At 71.6% G+C, this 19,671-nt stretch carries 13 protein-coding genes; 6 read left to right on the forward strand and 7 right to left on the reverse strand.

Features of this window, described 5'->3' with window-relative positions:
• Positions 1-211: 211 nt before the first annotated feature.
• Complete coding sequence (locus tag AB0F89_RS22225) at positions 212-1,861, forward strand: choice-of-anchor B family protein (protein WP_367127463.1); 1,650 nt, start codon at positions 212-214, stop codon at positions 1,859-1,861.
• A 69-nt stretch (positions 1,862-1,930) separates the two neighbouring features.
• Entirely contained in the window at positions 1,931-2,812 is an 882-nt protein-coding gene (locus tag AB0F89_RS22230) for a hypothetical protein (protein ID WP_367127464.1), read from the forward strand.
• Positions 2,813-2,854: 42 nt separating this feature from the next.
• Here the strand turns inward: AB0F89_RS22230 and AB0F89_RS22235 are convergent, their stop codons facing one another.
• Positions 2,855-5,752, reverse strand: coding sequence for a polymorphic toxin type 15 domain-containing protein (locus tag AB0F89_RS22235; RefSeq protein ID WP_367127465.1), 2,898 nt, complete (start codon positions 5,750-5,752; stop codon positions 2,855-2,857).
• Positions 5,753-6,028: 276 nt separating this feature from the next.
• Here AB0F89_RS22235 and AB0F89_RS22240 point away from each other — a divergent pair, with 276 nt between their 5' ends.
• Positions 6,029-6,571, forward strand: a complete 543-nt coding sequence (locus AB0F89_RS22240; RefSeq protein ID WP_367127466.1) for a copper chaperone PCu(A)C — start codon at positions 6,029-6,031, stop codon at positions 6,569-6,571.
• A 142-nt stretch (positions 6,572-6,713) separates the two neighbouring features.
• Here the strand turns inward: AB0F89_RS22240 and AB0F89_RS22245 are convergent, their stop codons facing one another.
• Complete coding sequence (locus AB0F89_RS22245) at positions 6,714-7,310, reverse strand: lytic polysaccharide monooxygenase (RefSeq protein WP_367127467.1); 597 nt, start codon at positions 7,308-7,310, stop codon at positions 6,714-6,716.
• Between the two features lie 428 nt (positions 7,311-7,738).
• Here AB0F89_RS22245 and AB0F89_RS22250 point away from each other — a divergent pair, with 428 nt between their 5' ends.
• From AB0F89_RS22250 to AB0F89_RS22260, 3 genes are all read left to right on the forward strand, one after another.
• Entirely contained in the window at positions 7,739-8,821 is a 1,083-nt protein-coding gene (locus AB0F89_RS22250; protein WP_367127468.1) for a cellulose binding domain-containing protein, read from the forward strand.
• Between the two features lie 86 nt (positions 8,822-8,907).
• Positions 8,908-9,399 (forward strand): nitroreductase family deazaflavin-dependent oxidoreductase, encoded by a 492-nt coding sequence (locus AB0F89_RS22255; RefSeq protein WP_367127470.1) that lies wholly within the window; start codon positions 8,908-8,910, stop codon positions 9,397-9,399.
• 115 nt (positions 9,400-9,514) lie between these two features.
• On the forward strand, positions 9,515-12,745 hold the full coding sequence (locus AB0F89_RS22260) for a LamG-like jellyroll fold domain-containing protein (protein WP_367127471.1): 3,231 nt from the start codon (positions 9,515-9,517) through the stop codon (positions 12,743-12,745).
• A 941-nt stretch (positions 12,746-13,686) separates the two neighbouring features.
• Here the strand turns inward: AB0F89_RS22260 and AB0F89_RS22265 are convergent.
• From AB0F89_RS22265 to AB0F89_RS22285, 5 genes are all read right to left on the reverse strand, one after another.
• The gene (locus AB0F89_RS22265) at positions 13,687-13,971 is read right to left on the reverse strand and encodes a hypothetical protein (RefSeq protein ID WP_367127472.1); all 285 of its coding nucleotides are present in this window, start codon (positions 13,969-13,971) and stop codon (positions 13,687-13,689) included.
• Between the two features lie 57 nt (positions 13,972-14,028).
• Positions 14,029-15,162, reverse strand: coding sequence for a hypothetical protein (locus AB0F89_RS22270; RefSeq protein ID WP_367127473.1), 1,134 nt, complete (start codon positions 15,160-15,162; stop codon positions 14,029-14,031).
• Positions 15,162-16,565: a hypothetical protein gene (locus AB0F89_RS22275; protein ID WP_367127474.1), complete on the reverse strand. Its 1,404-nt coding sequence runs from the start codon at positions 16,563-16,565 to the stop codon at positions 15,162-15,164. The genes AB0F89_RS22270 and AB0F89_RS22275 overlap by 1 nt, the downstream gene beginning before the upstream one ends.
• A 235-nt stretch (positions 16,566-16,800) precedes the next feature.
• Positions 16,801-17,985, reverse strand: a complete 1,185-nt coding sequence (locus AB0F89_RS22280; protein WP_367127475.1) for an acyl-CoA dehydrogenase family protein — start codon at positions 17,983-17,985, stop codon at positions 16,801-16,803.
• Positions 17,986-18,262: 277 nt separating this feature from the next.
• Entirely contained in the window at positions 18,263-19,429 is a 1,167-nt protein-coding gene (locus AB0F89_RS22285) for an epoxide hydrolase family protein (RefSeq protein WP_367127476.1), read from the reverse strand.
• Positions 19,430-19,671: the final 242 nt, after the last annotated feature.

Raw genomic sequence — 19,671 nt, forward strand, 5'->3', positions numbered from 1 at the left:
GGCGGTTCCGCGCCCCTGAGGTCGCTACCTCGCGGATCGGATCGGGGGGGCCGGACATCGGGGGCGGGTCACGTGCTGCGCTCGCGTCCCCTCCGGGGAGCCGACGATCGGGGGTTCCAGCCGGGTGGTCGCTCCTCCTAGCGTCGAGGGCAATCGGAAACCTTGCTCCCGGCCGCTCCCCGCGACCGGGATTTCCGGTGAGGAGCGCACCATGAAGATCCTGCGAACGGCGGGGCTGGCCGTGCTCACGGCCGCCGTGGTCGCGTTGTCGATGACAACGGCGTCCGCGCACGACCCCGACACACCCGAAGGGCAGGCGGCGGTCCGGGCCTTCATGGCCGACCACCTCCCGGCCGACCGGCACGCCGTGGTCGGCGCCGCGGCCGGGGTGCCGTGCGTGAACGGCAAGGCCGACATCTACCCCTGCAAGAACGTGGACCTGCTCAGCGTCCTGCCCCTGTCCGCCATCGGCGGCGGCAACGGCAACGACATCTGGGGCTGGACCGACCCGTCCTCCGGCAAGGAGTACGCCATCGTCGGCCGGACCAACGGCACCGCGTTCGTCGACGTGAGCACGCCGACCTCGCCCCGGTACCTGGGCAACCTGCCGTCCAACGGCGGCAGCAGCAGCTGGCGCGACATGAAGGTGTACAAGAACCACGCTTTCATCGTGGCCGACGCCATCAGCGGCCACGGGATGCAGGTGTTCGACCTGACCCGGCTGCGCGCGGTCGGCACGCCGCAGACGTTCACGGCGGACGCGCTCTACAAGGAGTTCGGCCCGTCGCACAACATCGCCATCAACGAGGAGACCGGCTTCGCCTACGCGATCGGCTCCAACACCTGCAGCGGCGGACCCCACATCGTGGACATCCGGACGCCGAAGTCGCCGGTGAAGGCCGGGTGCGTGTCCCAGGACGGCTACACGCACGACACCCAGTGCGTCGTCTACCGCGGCCCGGACCCGGCGTACCGGGGCCGGGAGATCTGCTTCAACGCCAACGAGGACACGCTGACGATCGTCGACGTGACCAACAAGACCGCGCCGGTGCAGATCTCCCGCAAGGCGTACTCCGGCGCGCAGTACTCGCACCAGGGCTGGCTGACCGAGGACCAGCGCTACTTCCTGCTGGACGACGAGCTGGACGAGTCGCGCGGCACCGACAAGCGCACCAAGACCTACATCTGGGACCTGGCGAAGCTGTCCGCACCGGTGCACACCGGCGTCTACAGCTCGCCCGCCACCGCGATCGACCACAACCAGTACGTCAAGGACGGGTACTCCTACCAGGCCAACTACCAGGCGGGGTTGCGCATCCTCGACGTCACCAAGGTCGCCTCGGCGCAGCTGAGCGAGGCGGGGTACTTCGACATCTACCCCGCGGGCAACGAGGCGAAGTTCAACGGCGCCTGGAGCAACTACCCGTACTTCGCCAGCGGCATCGTGATCGTCAACGGCATCGAGCAGGGCCTGGTCGTGGTCAAGCCCGACCTGGGAGGCGACGAGCCGCCGCCGACCGGGGTGTTCGAGAACACCACCGACGTCGCCATCCCCGACAACGGCGCGGCGGTGACCTCCGAGGTGACCGTGACGGGCGTGGCGGGCAACGCGCCGTCGACGTTGAAGGTGAACGTCGACATCAAGCACACCTACCGGGGCGACCTGGTGATCGACCTGGTCGCGCCGGACGGCTCCTCGTTCCGGCTGAAGTCCACCGGGTCGGACTCGGCCGACAACGTGCTCACCACGTTCGTGGTGAACGCCTCGGCGGAGGTCGCGAACGGCGCCTGGAAGCTGAAGGTGCAGGACCTCTACAGCGCCGACACCGGCTACGTGGACGCCTGGAGCCTCCAGTTCTGAGGTGACGGCCCGGCGCGTGGTCCCCACCGCGCGCCGGGCCCCACCCGTCCCCGCCGGACGTGAGGAGTGATGATGCGCAACCTGCGCTCCACCGACTGGGTGTTCGTCGTCGTGGCCGTCGCGATCGTCGTGGCGGGCGCGCTGACGTTGTTCCGCGCCACACCCGCCCCCGCGCACTCCGCGCACCAGGGCGGCGCGCCCGCCGACGTGGTGCCCGCCGCGCACAGCGACGGCCTGTCCGAGACCGAGAGCGGCTACCGGTTCGAGCGGGTCACCGTGCCGTCCACCCGGGGCCCGGCGGTGCCGGTGGCGTTCCGGATCATCGGACCGGACGGCCGTCCGGCGACCCGCTTCCTGGACAACCAGACCAAGCAGCTGCACTTCTTCGCCATCCGCGACGACATGCACGTCTTCCAGCACGTGCACCCGACCCTGGACGGCGACACCTGGCACACCTCGATCGCGCTGGACGACGGCGGCGCGTACCGGATGTTCGCCGAGTTCGTCCCGCTCGACACGCAGGACCCCCGGCACCCGGTGGTGCTCGGCGTCCCGTTCAGCGTGCCCGGCGACACCGAGCTGGCGCCGGTGCCCGCGCCGGCCGCCGAAGCGGTGACCGACGCGGGGTTCACCGTGACGCGCGTGGACGAGCCCGAGCGGCCCGAGCCGATGCGCCCGCAGACGCTGCGCTTCGCCATCCGCGCGCCGGACGGCTCCCCGGTCACGGCGCTCGAACCGCACCTGGGCGCCTACGGGCACATGACCGGCTTCCACACCATGCTGCTGTCGGCCACGCACCTGCACCCGGTGCAACCGCTGGGCGTGCCGCTGGTCGACGGCGAGCTGACGTTCCAGGCGGCGTTCGCCGACCGCGGCGAGTACCGGCTGTTCCTGGAGTTCGCGCACGGCGGGGAAGTGCACACCGCGGCGATCACCATCGCGGTGGCCTGACGCGCGGGGGCCGGGTGACGCCACGCCACCCGGCCCCGCACGTCACTTCTTGACCCTCTTGTTCGGCTTCGACGGCGGCACGTGCGCGCCGTCACCGACCTGCACGACCAGCACGACGTTCATCACCAGCAACGGCCACGTCGCCTCGGGGTGCCGGTCGCGGATGACCTCCTCCAGCAGGTTCGCGGTCGTCGGCGCGGTCAGGTCCTTCTGGTCGCGCAGGCCCCACGTCGCGCCGAGCGCGCTGTTCACCACGCCGGGCCCGATGTGGTCGGTGATGTCCTCCGGCTTGGCCGGCAGGTCGCGCACACCGCCCGCCACCTGGTCCGGGTTGTGCAGCGCGGCGAGGCCGGCGAGCGGGTTCCCCGGGTCGACCGGCGGGAGCAGGCCCGACCAGTCGTCGCGCATCGCCTCCACGGCGGCGGCCAGCTTGTCCAGGTTGACGCGCCGCCACCCGCCCTGCGAGTTGGAGCGGCCGACCAGGCCGCCCGCGACCATGGCCGTGAGCGGCACGCCGTCCTCGTCCACGGCGTCCGTCTCGACCACCGCGCCGAGGATGTCCTCCAGCAGGTCCGCCAGGAACTTCGTGTCGTGCTCCTTCTCCGGGTCGAACTCCATGCCCTGCGCGGTGTCGTGCACGAGTTCGGCGCGCGCCATCAGGTACGTCAGCGGGTCGGTCGCCGGCACCAGCTTGGCGAGCTTCTTGTTGTTCTGCTCCATCCACGCCCGCTTGCGCTTGCGCGTCTTCTCGTCGCCGATCTCGGCGTTGCGGAGCAGCAGGGTGCGCGCCAGCTCGTCCAGGTAGCTCCCGCTGCGGTTGCCGATGATCTTCTCGCGGCGGTCGCCGACCTTCAGGTTGAACGTGTCGCGGTTGATCATCCACTCGTCGGCGCCCAGCCGGTTGATCGCGATCTGCTGGAGCCCGACCTGGCGCTCCACCTCCAGGACGAACGCGTCCTCGTCGAACACCTCCGCGATGCCGAACTTGGCCAGCTCCTTCGCCGTCGGCCAGAACACCCCGAACGGGAGGAACAGCGGCTCCATCGGCCGCCGCCGGCACGCGTCGAACAGCGAGTCGACCCCGAGCTGCGCGGACAGCTCGTGCAGCGCCTCGCCGACGGACCGCAGCATCCCCTCGGCCTCTTCGACCTGGTCGACGTCCAGGGCGCTCTGGAACCCCAGCGCGTCCACCATCACCCCGTGCACCAGCTCGGCGCCCAGGAGGGTGCGGCCGGTGCCCAGCGGCCCGCGCAGCACCCGGGCCAGGCAGCTCTCCAGCGGCACCAGCTGGTTGGTCAGGATGACCCCGTCGACGACCTGGAGGGTGGTGATCTCCTCGAACCCGCTCTCGACCTCCACCTCCAGGTCGACGTCGAAGTAGTGCTCGAAGACCGAACGGGCGTCGTAGACCTTCTGCGCGATCGCGCTGAACGGCTGCAGGAACTCGCTCAGCAGGCCGCCGTCGTACGGCGGCTCCTCCAGGGCCTCCACGTCGGCGAGGATCGTCCCCAGGCTGTCCGCGAGCAGGTGGCCGTCCTCGATGAGCTCGCGCAGCCACCGCGCCGCCGGCCGCCGCCTGCCGTGGACCTTGGCGAGGACCACGACCCGCTTGCCCTCGGCCCGCGCGCTCAGCTGGGTCAGCTCCAGGACGTTGTCCCAGAGGTGCAGGCTCGTCGTGCCGGAGAGCGCCGACTCGTGGGCGGGCGCCTTGACCGAACCGGGCGGCAGCAGGTGGTTCGGCTCGAACGGCCCGCAGAGGACCTGGAAGTGGCCGGGCGTCTCCAGCACCTTCACCGTGCTCGCCGAGTCCGTGCCGAACAGCCGCTGGTAGGAGCCGTGGTAGCTGTGGGTCTCGATCTCCAGGCCGTGCAGGTCGTTCAACGCGGCCAGCGCCGCCTGCCCCGCGTACACCTTCGTGGCGGCGAACTCCGCGATGTAGTGCGGGATCAGCGCGTCGAGGTGGTTCGCGAACTCGCCGCCGTTGAACGGGGCGAGGACGTCGGCGTTCGGGTCGGCCAGCCGGGACTGGAGCGCGTCGAGCACGAGCAGCTTGATCTCGCGGGCGAACGGGCTGTTGACGCGGACGAGCGAACCGATGCCGGTCTGCCGCACCTGGTGCGCGAGGCTGATGGCGTTGGCGAGCCGCCCGCTGATGGCCCACGCGAAGAGGGTGCCGCCCGGCTTCTTGTCCGCGAAGAGGCCGCGTTGGCGCAGGTCGTCCTCCACGATCAGGTGATCCTGGGCGAGCGGCGCCTCGGCGCGGACCACCTGGTCCTGGACGTGCTGCGTGCCGATGCCGGTCAGGAACGCGAGCCGCCGGGTGCGGCGGGCGGCGGCCACCTGCGGGTCGTCGTCGTCCTCGTCCTCGCTCTCGAAGGAGAACGAGTCGTCGGTGTTGTCGTCCGGAGCCTGCTGCGGGGCCGGGTTGTCGCCGTCGACGTCGACGGCCGCCGTGGCGCTGGGCACCGACGCCTGCGCGTAGATGGCCCCCACCAGCTTGAGGTTCTGCAGGAAGCCGATGATCACGGAGGTGATGTCGCCGCGCAGGTCCGCCGCGAACCGGGCGGGGTTCTGCGTCCAGTGGTGGGCGATGGCGGCGCGCTCGCGCCACTGGTAAGCCTCCATCACGGCGTCGAACCCGGCGAGGTCGACGCCCATCTGCGCGGCCGCGACCCTCCGCAGGTCGAGCCGGACCTCGTCGGTCGTCTTCTTGAGCGGCGGCTCCGCGCTCAGGGTGGGCAGCAGGTTCGCGCCCGCGGCGGCGAGGACGACCGAGTAGAACAGGCAGCTGCCGTCACCGCGCACGTCCACCCGGACGTAGTCGTGGTCCTCGTCGGGCTGGAGCAGGCCGGTGACGCCCTGCGCGTCACCCGCGCGGGGTTTGCGCGGCTGCGACTGCGGGGCTTGATCGGTGGTCGATGATGATTTCGGACCCGTCACGACGCGACTGACCTTTCGGTGGGGGTGGGAAGTGGGTCCGACGCAGAGCGAGAAGCATGAGGGAACCTCATATGAACAGGCTGGTGCGGCGGATCAACACAGCGTGCAGGTGTGGCACGGTGATGGAAATGCGCCATTCGAGCGAAGTAATTCGTTACTGCTCCGATGGTGCTAATTCCGCCGGGTGGCGCGCGTCGTGCGATCGGCGCGCCTTGCGATCGGCTGACGGCGCGGCCCGCGGCGTTCCGGCCACTGCCCGGCGGGTAGCCGTCCGACGTGGACGGTCTGCGAACGACGGCGCTCCTCGGTGCGGTCCTGCTGGCGGTGACGGCCTGCGGGGAGCCTCAGCGGGTGTTGGAGAGCGGCACGATGGGGGCCAACGGCCGGATCGGCGACGTGGTGCTGCGCAACGCCGTGGTGCAGGCGCCCCCGGACGGCCCGTGGCGGCCCGGTGACGACGCCTCGGTGACGTTGACGCTGCTCACCGAGTCCGACCGGTCGGACTCACTGGTCGGGGTGCGCGCCGGGAGCGCGGCCCGCGTCGAGCTGGTGGCCGACCGGGACTGCGACGGCCGCGGCGAGCGGGTGGACCGGCTCCGCCTGCCCGCCGGGGGCGCGGTCGCCGGACCGGGCGGTGTCGGCACGGCCTACCGCCTGCGGATCGTCGACTTCACCCGGGAAGTGCTCGCGGGCACGACCGTCCCGCTCACGTTCACCTTCGCCGACGCCGGTGAGACGACGCTGGACGTGCCGGTGGAGACCACCGGTGACGGCGACGCGCCGCCGCCCGACCCGTGCCCGGCGCGGAGCCGGCGGTGACCCGCTCGGCAGTGTCCGATGAGGACGGTCCGAGTCGGTGCGGGCTCCGGTCCGCCGGTCGCCGCCAGGGTGGGTGAAAGGCGAAACCGGCCCGGCGCCGAGGAACGGCGCCGAGCCGGTTGCTCCCGAACTCCGGCCGGTGTTACCCGAAGTTCACGTCACTGCACCACATGTACGCCTGGTCCAGGTGGGACGCCTGCCAGATCGTGAACACGACGTGGTGGCCCCGGTAGGAACCGTTGGTGGAGATGTTGAACCTGATGTCCTTCGCCGGGGCGAACCGGCCGGTCTGCGTGATGAAGTCGAGGTTGCCCCAGCCGAGGGTCTGGGTGGCCGGGTTGAACCCGTTCTTGCTGATGTACACCCGGAAGTAGTCCGCACCGTGGCTGGCCTGGTCGTACAGGTGCATGGTGAAGTTGCTGCCGACGCTGGTGGTCTTCCACTGGCCGGGGGTGTTCAGCGAGTTGTTGCGGGACAGCGCGTTGCTGCACAGCTGCCCGTTGGGGGTCGCACCCTGGAAGTTGCCGCCGAGCCCGTCGCGCAGCGCGCTCATCCAGTTCCACATGGTGTCGGCGTTGGACCGGAAGGCCTGGTAGCACATCGGGTCCTGCTGCTGCATGGCAGGATTCGTGTGGTTGCTGCCCCAGGTCTGCCAGCACTGGTAGGCGCGGGTCGCGGGACCGACGATGGTGCCGTGCGCCGAGGCCGTCGGGGTCCAGACGAACGTGCAGGCCACCATGGCGAGGACAACTGCGATGATGCCCCGCCGTCTGGTAACGGACCCGGAGGAATTGCGCATACGCATGGACGAGCCTCCATCTCCGAATGGCTGAAAGGTGGTGATCAAAATGGGAGCGCTCCCAGAGCGTCATCAGCGTATACGTCACACTCCGAAACTTCAACGAAACTTTGAGTAGCGGTCAGCCCGTCCTGATCAGCGCAATCGCCATTACCTCGGATGTTCGCCGCATTCGAAGCCGTTCTGCGGAATCACTGCGCCTGAGCGGCCCAGTCAAGACGTGTCAAAGGCTCCGGTCGAGTGAATGGCTGTCCGATTGCGGACAGGCTGGTTGACGATCTCGGCTCGCGGGCCGGAGGGTTCCAGCCAGCTCGCTGGGAGCGCTCCCGGACGCCGCCGGGCTCGTCCGCGCACTCGAAGGGAACGAGATGTCCAGAAAACCCGTCGCGCACGTCCTCGTGGCGGCGCTCATCGCGGCGCTGGGGTTCGCGGTGGTCCAGCCGGCGCTGTCGTCGGCCGCGCAACCGGTGGCCGCCGCCCCGGTCCGGGTCATGCCGCTCGGCGACTCGATCACCGCGGGACCCGGTTGTTGGCGCGCCTACCTGTGGGACCGGCTGCAGAAGGCCGGGTACACGAACGTCGACTTCGTGGGCACCCAGCCCGGCGGCGGGTGTCCGGTGCCGTTCGACGGCGACCACGAGGGCCACGGCGGTTACGCGGCCACCGGCATCGCTGACCAGGACCAGCTCCCCCCGTGGTTGGCCGCCGCCCGGCCGGACGTCGTGCTCATGCACCTGGGCACCAACGACATGTGGGGCAACTTCCGGCCCGTCGACTCCGTCATCGCGGCGTACTTCAAGCTCGTGGACCAGATGCGGGCCGCCAACCCGAACACGGAGGTCCTGGTCGCGAAGATCATCCCGATGGCCTGCCCGGAGTGCACGCACGTGGTGGCGCTCAACAACGCCATCCCGGCCTGGGCCGCCTCCAAGACGACCGCGCGGTCACCGATCACCGTGGTCGACCAGTGGACCGGCTTCGATACCGCCACCGACACCGGCGACGGCGTGCACCCCAACGACGCCGGCTTCCGCAAGATGGCCGACCGCTGGTACCCCGCCCTCACCGCCGCCCTCGGCGGCGCTCCGGTGACCACGACGACGACCACGACGACCACGACGACAACGACGACAACGACCACCGCCCCGCCCGTGGGCTCCTGCACCGCGACCTACCGGGTGACCAGCCAGTGGACCGGCGGCTACCAGGCCGAGGTGAGCGTCCGCAACAACACCCCGGCCACGACGTCGACCTGGACGGCCACGCTCACCTTCGGCAACGGCCAGCGGCTCAGCCAGGCGTGGAACGCCACCGCCGCCCAGAGCGGCTCGACCGTGACCGCGCGGAACCTGGGCTGGAACGGCGCCCTGCCACCGGGCGGCTCGGTCGCCTTCGGCTTCCTCGCCACCGGCGCGGGCACGTCCGCGACGGTCACCTGCGCGAACAGCTGACCACCCGAAGCGGGGCCCGGCGCCGTCCGGGTCCCGCGCGCCGGGCGCCGGTACGGTGCGGTGACCGACCGGGGGAGGGGTGCCGGATGAGCGCCAAGGCCAGCGACTCGGTTCCGAACGCCGACGCGTCCCGGGACGAGATCGTCGCCTGGAACGCGGCGGTCCTGGAGGAGTACCGGGCAGGCGCGGGACGCGTCGGCGGTGCGATGGACGGCATGGACCTCCTGCTGCTGACCACGACCGGCGCCCGGTCGGGCCTGCCGAGGACGATCCTCATCACCTACTTCCGCGACGGCGACCGCTACCTGCTGGTGGCGAGCAACTACGGCAGGCCGCGCCACCCCGACTGGTACCACAACCTGCTGTCCACCCCCGAGGTCGCGGTGGAGGTCGGCGGTGAGCGGATCACCGCCCGCGCGACGGTTCTCGACGCCGCCGAGCGCGACCGCGCGTTCGCCGGGGTGGTCGCCCGGTACCCGTTCTACGCCGACTACCAGGCCGGTGTGGCCCGCACGATCCCGGTGGTCGCGCTGACGCCCATCGCGACCACGCCCATCACGTCCGCCGAGCAGGCGTGACCGCTTAGCTCACCCGCCCATGGTCTGGTCCTTTGTCGGTGGTTGAGCGATCCAGTTGCGAGAGCGCTCCCATCTGTGGAGCTTCTTGTTGTCTTTTGCGGATGTGTGTGGATAGATGGGCGACGTTGTGATGGGCCTCATAGTCGCGCCCGAGGAGATCTCCATGCCCCCTGCCGCCCGGCGGCTGTCCGCCCTGCTCCTGGCACTCCTGCTCACCCCCGTCCTGGCCCTGCCCGCCACCGCCGCCGCGCCGCCCGCGCACGGCCTCAAGGGCGAGTACTTCCGGATGTCCGCGCCCGGCGCCCGGGACTTCGCCGAACCGGGCGGGACCACCCTGGACCCCAACGTCGACTTCTCCGACCTGACCAGCACGTTCCAGCAGCTCACCGGCCGCACCGAGCACACCGCGGCCCGCTGGACGGGCAGCCTCACCGCGCCCGCCACCGGCGACTACACGTTCCACGCCATCGGCGACAACGGCTTCCGCCTGTTCCTCGACGGCGCGCCCGTCATCGACCACTGGGTCGGCGACTGGGACGTCGAGCAGCACAGCGCGCCGGTCCACCTGGTCGCGGGCGAGCGGCACGACTTCCGGATGGAGCTGTTCCAGGACGTCGGCGGCGCGAACCTGCGGCTGCGCTGGTCCACCCCGGCGCTGGCGAAGCAGCCGGTGCCGGAGTCGGCGTTCCTGCCGCCCGCCGACTTCCCGGTCTACCCGGTCGGCCTGACCGTGTCGCCGGACGGCCGGCGGTTGGACGCCGTCTTCGACGAGCGGGTGAACAACCTCGGAGACCTGCGGTCGCACCTCAAGGTCGAGGTCGACACGGTGCCGTTCCCGATCGAGTCCGCCACCGTCGACCGGCGCGACCGCGCCAAGGTCGTCGTGCGGCTCGGCGCGACGATCCAGAAGCCGCAGCGCGTCCGCGTCACCTACGACGGCAGCGGCGGCCTGGTCGTCGGCGCCGAGACCGTGCCGCGGATCATCCGCACCGCGACCAACACCTCCACCCGGCGCCTGATGACCGAGTGGGGCGAGCGCGTCGACCGGAACCGCCCGCTGCCCGAGTACCCGCGACCCCAGCAGGAGCGCGACGACTGGCTGAACCTCAACGGCCAGTGGGAGTTCTCGGCCGCCACCGCCGGGCAGCAGCCCGAGTTCGGCCGCCGGCTGCCCGAGCGGATCACCGTGCCCTACCCGGTCGAGTCCCAGCTGTCCGGGTTGGAGCGGCACGAGGACCACATGTTCTACCGCCGGCAGTTCGAGGTGCCGCGCGACTGGCGCGTCGGCCGCGGCCAGCGGCTCAAGCTGAACTTCGGCGCGGTCGACCACCACGCCAGGGTGTGGGTGGACGGCACGCTCGTCGCCGAGCACACCGGCGGCTACACCGCGTTCACCGCCGACATCACCGACGCCCTGCGCGGCGGCGGCCGGCACGAGCTGATCGTGGCCGTCACCGACACCACCGGTGACGACCAGCCGATCGGCAAGCAGTCGCGCAACCCCGGCGGCATCGTCTACACGCCGTCCTCCGGCATCTGGCAGACCGTGTGGCTGGAGCCCGTGCCGGACCGGTCGATCGACGACGTGAAGACCACACCGGACATCACCAGCGGCACGCTCGCCGTGCGCGTGTCGTCCTCGACGGCGTCGCCGGGCGCCGAGGTCACCGCCACCGCCCGCGACGAGCGGGGCCGGAAGGTCGGCACGGTCACCGGCAAGCCCAACACCGACCTGACCCTGCCGGTGCCGGACCCGCACCTGTGGAGCCCTGACGACCCGTACCTGTACGACCTGGACGTGTCCCTGCGGGACGGTCGCAGCGAGGACGAGGTCGAGAGCTACTTCGGCATGCGCTCCATCGGCGTGCGGAACGTCGCCGGCTTCCCGAAGCTCGTCCTCAACGGCGAACCGGTGTTCTCGCTGGCCATGCTGGACCAGGGCTTCTGGCCGGACGGCCTGAACACCGCGCCCAGCGACGAGGCGCTGGCGTGGGACATCAAGGCGCAGAAGGACCTCGGGTTCAACGCGCTGCGCAAGCACATCAAGGTCGAGCCCGCCCGCTGGTACTACCACGCCGACAGGCTCGGCGTGCTGGTGTGGCAGGACTTCGTCAACGTCAACGTCACGAACGAGACCGGGCAGCAGGCGTTCCTCACCGAGGGCAGGCGTGCCCTGGAGCAGCTGCACGACTCGCCCGCCGTCATCGGCTGGGTCGTGTTCAACGAGGGCTGGGGCGAGTGGGACCGGGAGGAGACCGGCCGGATCACCGAGTCGGTCAAGGCCGCCGACCCGTCGCGGGTCGTCAACGCGCACAGCGGCGTCAACTGCTGCGCGTCGAAGGGCGACTCCGGCAAGGGCGACGTGATCGACCACCACGACTACAACAACACCGACCCGGCGTGGCCGGACGCCACCCGCGTCGCGATGGACGGCGAGCACGGCGGGTTCACCCTGCGCACGCCCGGCCACCAGTGGCCCGGCGCGCCGGCCGTGATCTACAGCGGTGTGGCGGACAAGGCGGCGCTGACCGCCAAGTACGTGTCGAACACCGAGCAGTTCTACCTCGACGCGGCCGGCGCGGAGCTGTCCGGTTCGGTCTACACGCAGATCACCGACGTGGAGACCGAGCTGAACGGCCTGTGGACCTACGACCGGCGTGAGGTCAAGGTCGACCCCGGTCCGGTGCGCGAGGTCAACCGGCGGGTCGTCGCGGCCGGCGCCGCGGCGGCCGGGCGCACGTACGACGGCGAGGGCTCGTGGTCGCTGGACGGCAACGGCGACGACGCGGGCGGCGCGGCGGACCCGGTGTCGCTCACCGGTGACGCGGCGTGGACGACCGGTGTGCGCGGGCAGGCGCTCCGGTTCGACGGGGACGGCGACTACGCCCAGACCGCCGGACCGGTGCTCGACACCACCGGCTCGTACTCGGTGTCCGCCTGGGTGGCGATGGACTCGCTGCCCGGCAACTACGCCACCGCCGTCAGCCAGGACGGTCGGCGCGTGGAGAACCCGTTCTACCTCCAGTACGGGCAGGGCAGGTGGGCGTTCAGCGTCCCCGGCGGCAGGCGGGCCACGCTGGCCGCCACGCCGGAACCCGGCCGCTGGTACCACCTGGTCGGAGTGCGCGACGAGGCGGCGGGGGAGACGCGCCTGTACGTCGACGGCGTGCGGGCCGCCGCGATCCCGATCGGGCCGGACGAGGTGAGCACCGGGCCGCTGGCCATCGGGCGCGCCAAGTACGCCGGCGCGCGCGGCGACTTCTGGCACGGCTCGGTCGACGAGGTCCGCGCCGTGGACCGCGCCCTGACCGACGCGGAGGTGGCGCAGCAGCACGCCGCCCGCTGACCGGGCACGCGCGGCCCGCTTCGCCCTCGGAGGTCCCGAGGACGAGGCGGGCCGCACCCGTTCGGACCGGGGACCGTCAGCGCGCTTGCCTGCGCCGTTCCAGCAGCCAGTCCGCGAGCAGCAGCAACAGCAGCGGGCCGGGGCGTGAGCGCGCTCGTGGCCACCACGTTGACGATCCGGCTCAGGACGATCGACATGGTGAGCGCGAAGCTGCGCGACATCCACCGGCGGTGGTCGCCGAAGCGGCGCTGCCGGCCCAGCCGGAACCTGCCGGCGGTTCGAGGCGGGACAGGGCCGGGTCGAACGTCAGGTAGGGCGGCACGGAGAAGACCGGAACGCCGCGGCCACCAGCATCAGCGGCACGATCCAGGGTCGGCGCCACCAGGGTTGCGCGCGGCGGAGCCGGCGGGGAGCGTGTCACTCGCGGACGGGATGGTGGATGGCGACACGGGACAACGGCGGTCCGGACCTCCGGCGCAGCCTCGAACTGCTGTGGTCGGGGCGCGCCCCGGGTGCCGCGCGTCCCGCTCGACCACGCGCCGGTGGGCCCGAACCAGCTCGCCTGGCTCGACCGCCTGCTGCGGCCCCTGCCGGCGGCCGGGCTGGTGGGCGGCGAGGCGCGCGCGGCGGCCCTGCACCTGACCGCGGTCGTCCGCGGGGTGGCGCAGATCAGCATCGACATGGCTGCCGGGCGCCGGTCGGACGAGGGGGAGCCGCCGGGCGAGGCCGACCTGGCGCGGACCCCCGCCGGTTACCCCGACCCCGAGGAGTACCCGGCCCTGGCCGCCGTCCACGACGCCGAGGCTGGCTCGGCTCCCGAGCCCGCCGGTGCGCAGGCGCTGCCGCCCGCGCTCAGCTTCGGCGTGGACCGGTTCCTGGACGGCGTCGAGACCCGGGTGGCGACGAAGGCCCGCCGGACCGGTGACGGCCGACCGGGGGCGTCACGCCCCGCTGTCGCCCCGCATCGACCGGCGGATCTCCTCGAGCTTGTCGAGACCCGCCTGCCGACGCGCCTCGAACCGGTCCTCGACCGCCTTCGCCTCCGGGACGGCTCCGGCCAGCTCACCGGCGCCGGCGCTGGTCGCGACCCGGCTCTCGATCCGGTCCCTGACGTGCTCGAAGGTCGGCACGCCGTCGTCGGTGTAGTCGCCGGGCGGCGCCACCGGCGGGGCCGGCTCGTGCTCCACGACCTCGGCGTCGATCACCGGTTCCTGGTCACCGCTCATCGCCCATCTCCGTTCGCCGTGCCGACCTCCGAGGCTACCCCGGCGGCCGGGAGCCGGTTATCGGTGCGCGCGGTAGCGGGCCAGGACGTCCTCGCGGAGCAGCGCGCCGAACCCGGCGGTCTGCAAGCGCAGCCCCAGCTGCGGTTCGGTGATGCCCAGGGCGGTCGCGGTGGTCGCCAGGTGCCAGTCGTTGGCCGCCAGGGTGGTCAGCAGGTAGGCGCGGCGGACCTGGGCCTCCGAGAGCCGGAAGGTCTTCAGGTACGCCGTGCGGCCGCCGTCGTCGGTGATCAGCTCACCGATGTGGTTCTCCTCCTTCTGGCGGAACGCCGGCAGGAAGCGGGACAGCGTGTAGCCGCCCATCCGGTACACGCGGCTCATGGCGTAGTTCCCGCCCAGCAGGCCGCCGGCCATCCCCGAGTCGTGGAAGTCCGCCCACGACTCCTGCTCCCGCACCGCCGCCGCGCGCAGGTCCGCCAACGACGCCACGTCGTCGGGCAGCCGCACGTCGAACGGGGGCACGGGCATCGCCAGGGTCGCGTAGTGGTGCACCAGTTCGCCGTACAGGTCCTGCACGAGGGTGGCGTGCAGCGCCCGGTAGTCGTCCGGGTGGGGCACGACGAACGCCGCGGCCAGCGCGTCGGCCACGTGCACCAGCACGCCGCACTGGCCCGGGTGGATCTCGAAGTGCTTCAGCGCGTCCACCAGGCCGGTGACCTCGTTCCCCAGGTAAGCCTCCTCCACGCGCGGCGACAGGCCGTGCCGGACGGCGCGCTGGGACCACTCGTCCCACACCACCGCCGGGCCGCCGAAGTGCAGCGCCAGGTAGCCCTCGACCGCCAGGTGCAGCGGCAGGAACCGCAGGCGGTTGCGCGCCACCCGCCGCGCCGTCCGGCGGTGGAAGCGCATCCGCACGCCGCGCGGCGGCCCGCCGGCGTCGCCCCGCCCCAGCTGCGTGCCGTACGTCGCAACCGGCGTGTCGTCGTCGGTCCACGTCGCCACGAAGCCGTGCGGGATGTAGGACACGTAGCGCGTGCGCCGGTCCACCTCGACCACCCCCGGCGCGGCGCCGTAGGGGCGGGCGTGCAGCCGCAGGCCGGTGATCGGCCGGTCCCGGGTCAGCGGCACCAGCCGGACACCGCCCCACACCTGCGCCGGCCGCGTGGTCAGCCCGGTCAGGTCCAGCTCCGCCATCACCCCTCCACCAGGAACCGGGCCACCCGGCCGTCGAAGTGCGCCCGCAGCTCGGCGAAACCGGTCGCGCCCTCGGTGAACCGGGCGAACTCCACCAGCGCGGGCACGTCCTCCGCGTCGCGCACGCCGACGGTCGGCACCGCCGGCGCGAGCCGCTTCACGTCGAAGTCGACCGCGTCGTACACCGGGTTCAGGTGCACCGCGGCCACCCGGCGCCCCGGGTCGAGCTTCGCCCGCCACACCCGCAGCACCTCCGACGCGAGCCCGTACGGCGCGTTGTCCCAGCCGTCGGACACGATCAGCAGCCGGTCCGGCGCGTGGTCCAGCGCGTCGAGCACCCGCATGCCCAGCGGCGTCATCCCGAAGGGGTGGGACAGGAGCGCGTCGGTGCGCCCGGACGTCCACAGCGGGACGTAGTCGGCCGCCAGCTCCGCCAGCAGGTGGTGGCAGGCCAGCGCGACCGCCAGCGGTCGGCGGCGCTTCTGCCCGGAGCCCGACGCCGAGAAGCTGTCGTCCAGCACCGCCGCGACCCGGCCCCACCGGCCCGCGTCCCGCCCGGCGGCCCGGACCGCCGCCGCGCGCAGCGCGCCGGTCAGCTCGTCGCGCCGCTCCACCCGCTCGGGCACCGGCAGGGCGAGGACGTAGGAGGCGAGGCGCGTCAGCGGCATCGACCCGAGGTCCACGGCCACCACGACCTCGCCCCGCCGCGCGGACCCCTGCGCCCGCAACCGCTCCAGCCGGGTCATCCGGGGCTCGATGCGCTTGAGGAACGCCGACCGGTCGATCCCGTGCTTGGCGGCGAACCCCTCGGCCACCGTGTACGGCAGCCCGAAGACCGACGCCTGCTCGTAGTGCGCGCGCCGCCACGTCTCCAGCAGCGGGGTGTCGTAGCGGCGGCGGTCGCCGGGGGTGAACAGGAACGGGCCCAGCTCGCCGCCGGGCGCGACGTGCGCGTGCCGCAGCGCCAGCTTCACGCCGGTGCGGTACTTCACGGCGTCGAACGCCGGGTCGGGCCGACCCGCGAACCAGTCGCGGATGATCGCCCGGGTGCGCCGGTTGTTCACCCGCGCCCGCCGCAGCGCGCGGAACAGGTCGTACACGCGCTGCGGCGGCAGCGCCCGCAGCCGGCGCGCGATCAGCCGGCCCTCGACCCGCCGCTGGGCGGCGGTGGCGTCGCCGCTGGTCGCCAGCAGCTTGCGGACGATCAGCGCGGCGTTGTGGTCGTTGATGTCCAGCGCGAGCGCCGCGGCGTACAGGTCGCGGTAGTTGCCGATCACGTAGTCGTGCAGGAAGTCCAGCGACAGCCGCTGCTCGTCGGCGCCGCCGTGGAACTCGCGCTGCGCGGTGGACGTCGTCGCCGCGTTGATGAACATCAGCATGTCGTCGGCGGTGAGGGCGTCCATGCGTCCACGCTCCGGGAGTGGTGTCGGGGCCGGCCGGGGAGTGGGGGCGCGAACAGCGAATCATCGCTACCAAGCGGGTTCCGGAAGTCGCACCGGAGTCCCGCGGCCGGCTCGCGCACTCTAACAACGGTCCCGGTTCGGAGCACGCCCTTTCCGGGAGGACGGGCTCGCCGCACACCGACGCGACCATGCGGCCGGGTGTTCCGGCCGCATGGTCGCGTCGATGTGTTTGGGGTTAGAGGAGGGGGGTGTTGGGTTCGAGGCCGCAGAGGATGCGGCCGTAGGTTTCGAGGTTGGTGTTGGGGTGCAGGACGCCGTTGAGGTTGAGGGCTTGGATGTCGCGTTCGATGCGTTGCATGGGTTGGTCGGAGTAGATGGAGGAGCCGCCGCTGGCGGTGTTGAGGATGTCGACGGCTTCCTTGGCGCGCAGGCAGGCGGCGGCGGCGTCCATCTTGCCCAGGGCGCGTTCCTCCAGGGTCCAGGGTTGGCCGGTGTGTGCCTTGGTGTCGAGGCGTTCGGCGGCGCGGTGGACGTGGAATTCGGCTTCGTCGAGTTTGACGGCGGCCTGGGCGACCTGGATGTGGGTGATGGGGGCGTCGGCCTGGTGTTCGTAGTCGGTGTAGGTGATCTTGCGGTTGGGGAGGCGGTCGAAGAAGGCTTCGCGGGCGGCTTTGGCCATGCCCAGGGCGGAGGAGCTGGTGACGGCGACGGCGTGGGGGACGAAGGGCAGTTTCCAGGTCAGGGAGTCGGCGTTGAGCTTGGAGAGGTGTTGGCCGTGCATGAAGACGGGGAGCATGGGCAGGACGCGGGCGTGGGGGACGAAGAGGTTCTCGGCGATGGTGGTGACGCTGCCGGTGGCGCGCAGGCCGGCGGTGTGCCAGTCGTCGACGATGGTGAGGTCGGTCATGGGGATGGCGACGGTGGCGGGGACGTAGCCGCCGTCGTCGGTGGCCAGCAGGACGGAGTGGGTGTCCCATTGGCTGTGGGGGGCGCCGGAGTTGAAGTGCCAGCGTCCGTTGAGGATGACGCCGCCGTCGGTGGGGGTGGCGATGCCGCTGGCGTTGACGCCGCCGGCGATGCGGACGTTCGGGTCGGCGAAGATCTCGTCCTGGACCTCGTCGGGGAACAGGCCGGCCAGCCAGGAGCCCATGGTGAGGGTGGAGATGGTCCAGCCGACGGAGCCGTCGCCGCGGGCGAGTTCGGAGATGACGGCGGACACGGTGCGCACGTCGGACTCGTAGCCGCCGTAGCGGACCGGGACGCGCATCTTCATGATCCCGGCGTCGATGATGCCCTGGATCACGTCCTCGTGGATGACCCGGTGCTCGTCCTGCCAGGCGACGTGCTTGCGGATCAGGGGGACCAGGTCCGTCGCCCGGCCGACGAGGTCAACCTGCGGTGGCGCCTCACTGATCGTCATCTGCGCTCCTCGATACGATGACAGGGACAGGAAAGTAAGAGGTGGAACTCCCGCCGGACTCGGCGGTCCCCGCTCGGGATCGTGCAGCAGGTCTTTTCCTGCTGTCCGGTTGGGCGGCAATCACCGTCGGTTGTGGACAACTCTGGCACGGTGCTGCATTCGGGTACTTCTCCCACGTTGCGCAGTGCTCGGGAAAACTCGATCCGCACCAGCGGTAATCACGCCGACGAACGCGGCCGGAGCGTTGCTCCGGTCGCGTTCGTCGATCCGGACGACGTCAGAGCTGCTTGAGCGAGCGGGTGAAGTCGCGGACGTCCGCGATGAACAGGTCGGGTTCCTCGGCGGCGGCGAAGTGGCCGCCGCGGTCGAACTCGGTCCAGTGGGTGATGGTGGGCAGCACCCGCTCCGCGAACCGCCGGATGGGCGGGGCGATGTCGTGGGGGAAGACGGCGACGCCCGCGGGCATCGTCAGCGCCCAGGGCCCGGCCCAGCCCGCGACGGGGTTCTGGTTGGCGCGGTCCACGGACTCGTAGTAGAGCTGCGCCGAGGAACCGGCCGTGGCGGTGAGCCAGAAGATGCTGACGATGGTCAGCATGAGGTCCCGGTCGACGGCGTCCTCGGGCGCCAGGTGCGAGTCGGTCCAGTCCTTGTACTTCTCCACGATCCAGGCGAGCTGGCCCACCGGCGAGTCGGTGAGGGCGTAGGAGATCGTCTGGGGTCGGCTGGCCTGGAGCTTGACGTGGCCGGACAGCTCCAGGTCGAAGTGCTGGAGCTGCCCGAGCCGCCGCATGTCCTGGTCGGTCAGGTTCGCCATCTCGGCCGGGTCGTCCGGCGGGAAGGTGACCAGCATGTTCAGGTGGACGCCGGCGACGTGCTCCGGGTCGATGAGGCCGAGTTCGAGGGCGACGAGCAGCCCGAGGTCGGCGCCCTGGGAGACGTAGCGCTCGTAGCCGAGCTGCCGCATGAGCTGCTTCCAGGCGGCGGCGATGCGCTTGACGCCCCAGCCCGCGGCGCCGGGCGGGCCGGAGAAGCCGAAGCCCGGCAGCGTCGGGATGACGACGTGGAAGGCGTCCGCCGGGTCGCCACCGTGCGCGCGGGGATCGGTGAGCGGGCCGATGACGTCCAGGTACTCCGCGAAGGAACCGGGCCAGCCGTGGGTGATCAGCAGCGGGGTGGCGTCCGGCTCGGGGGAGGTGACGTGCACGAAGTGGATGTTCGCGCCGTCGATCTCGGTGGTGAACTGCGGCAGCGCGTTGAGCCGCGCCTCCATGGCGCGCCAGTCGTACCCGGTTCGCCAGTACTCGGCGAGCTCTTTGAGGTAGCCGACGGGGACGCCGCGCGCCCAGCCGACGCCCGGGACCTCGTCCGGCCACCGGGTCTGCGCCAACCTGCGGTCGAGGTCGTCGAGATCAGCCTGTGGGATCTCGATGCGGAACGGTTGCATGCGCGCGCTGCCTTTCGTCCGAGGATCGCTTCAAGCTACTAATCCCCGGGACGGCCGGGCAATGTCTGTGGAATACCCGATCGGTGTGCGGAGCTAACTGCGCATTCTCGAAGAAATGGTTGGTCCTGCGCATTGTGGAAGTTGTTCGGAGGGTCCTCGTCGACCATCCTATTCCGCCGTTCCGGACCGCCGCGGGACGGTCGTGACGATCATCCCGACCGGTCCGTGCCTGCTCGGCGAGG

This window comes from Saccharothrix sp. HUAS TT1 (assembly GCF_040744945.1).
Taxonomy (GTDB): domain Bacteria; phylum Actinomycetota; class Actinomycetes; order Mycobacteriales; family Pseudonocardiaceae; genus Actinosynnema.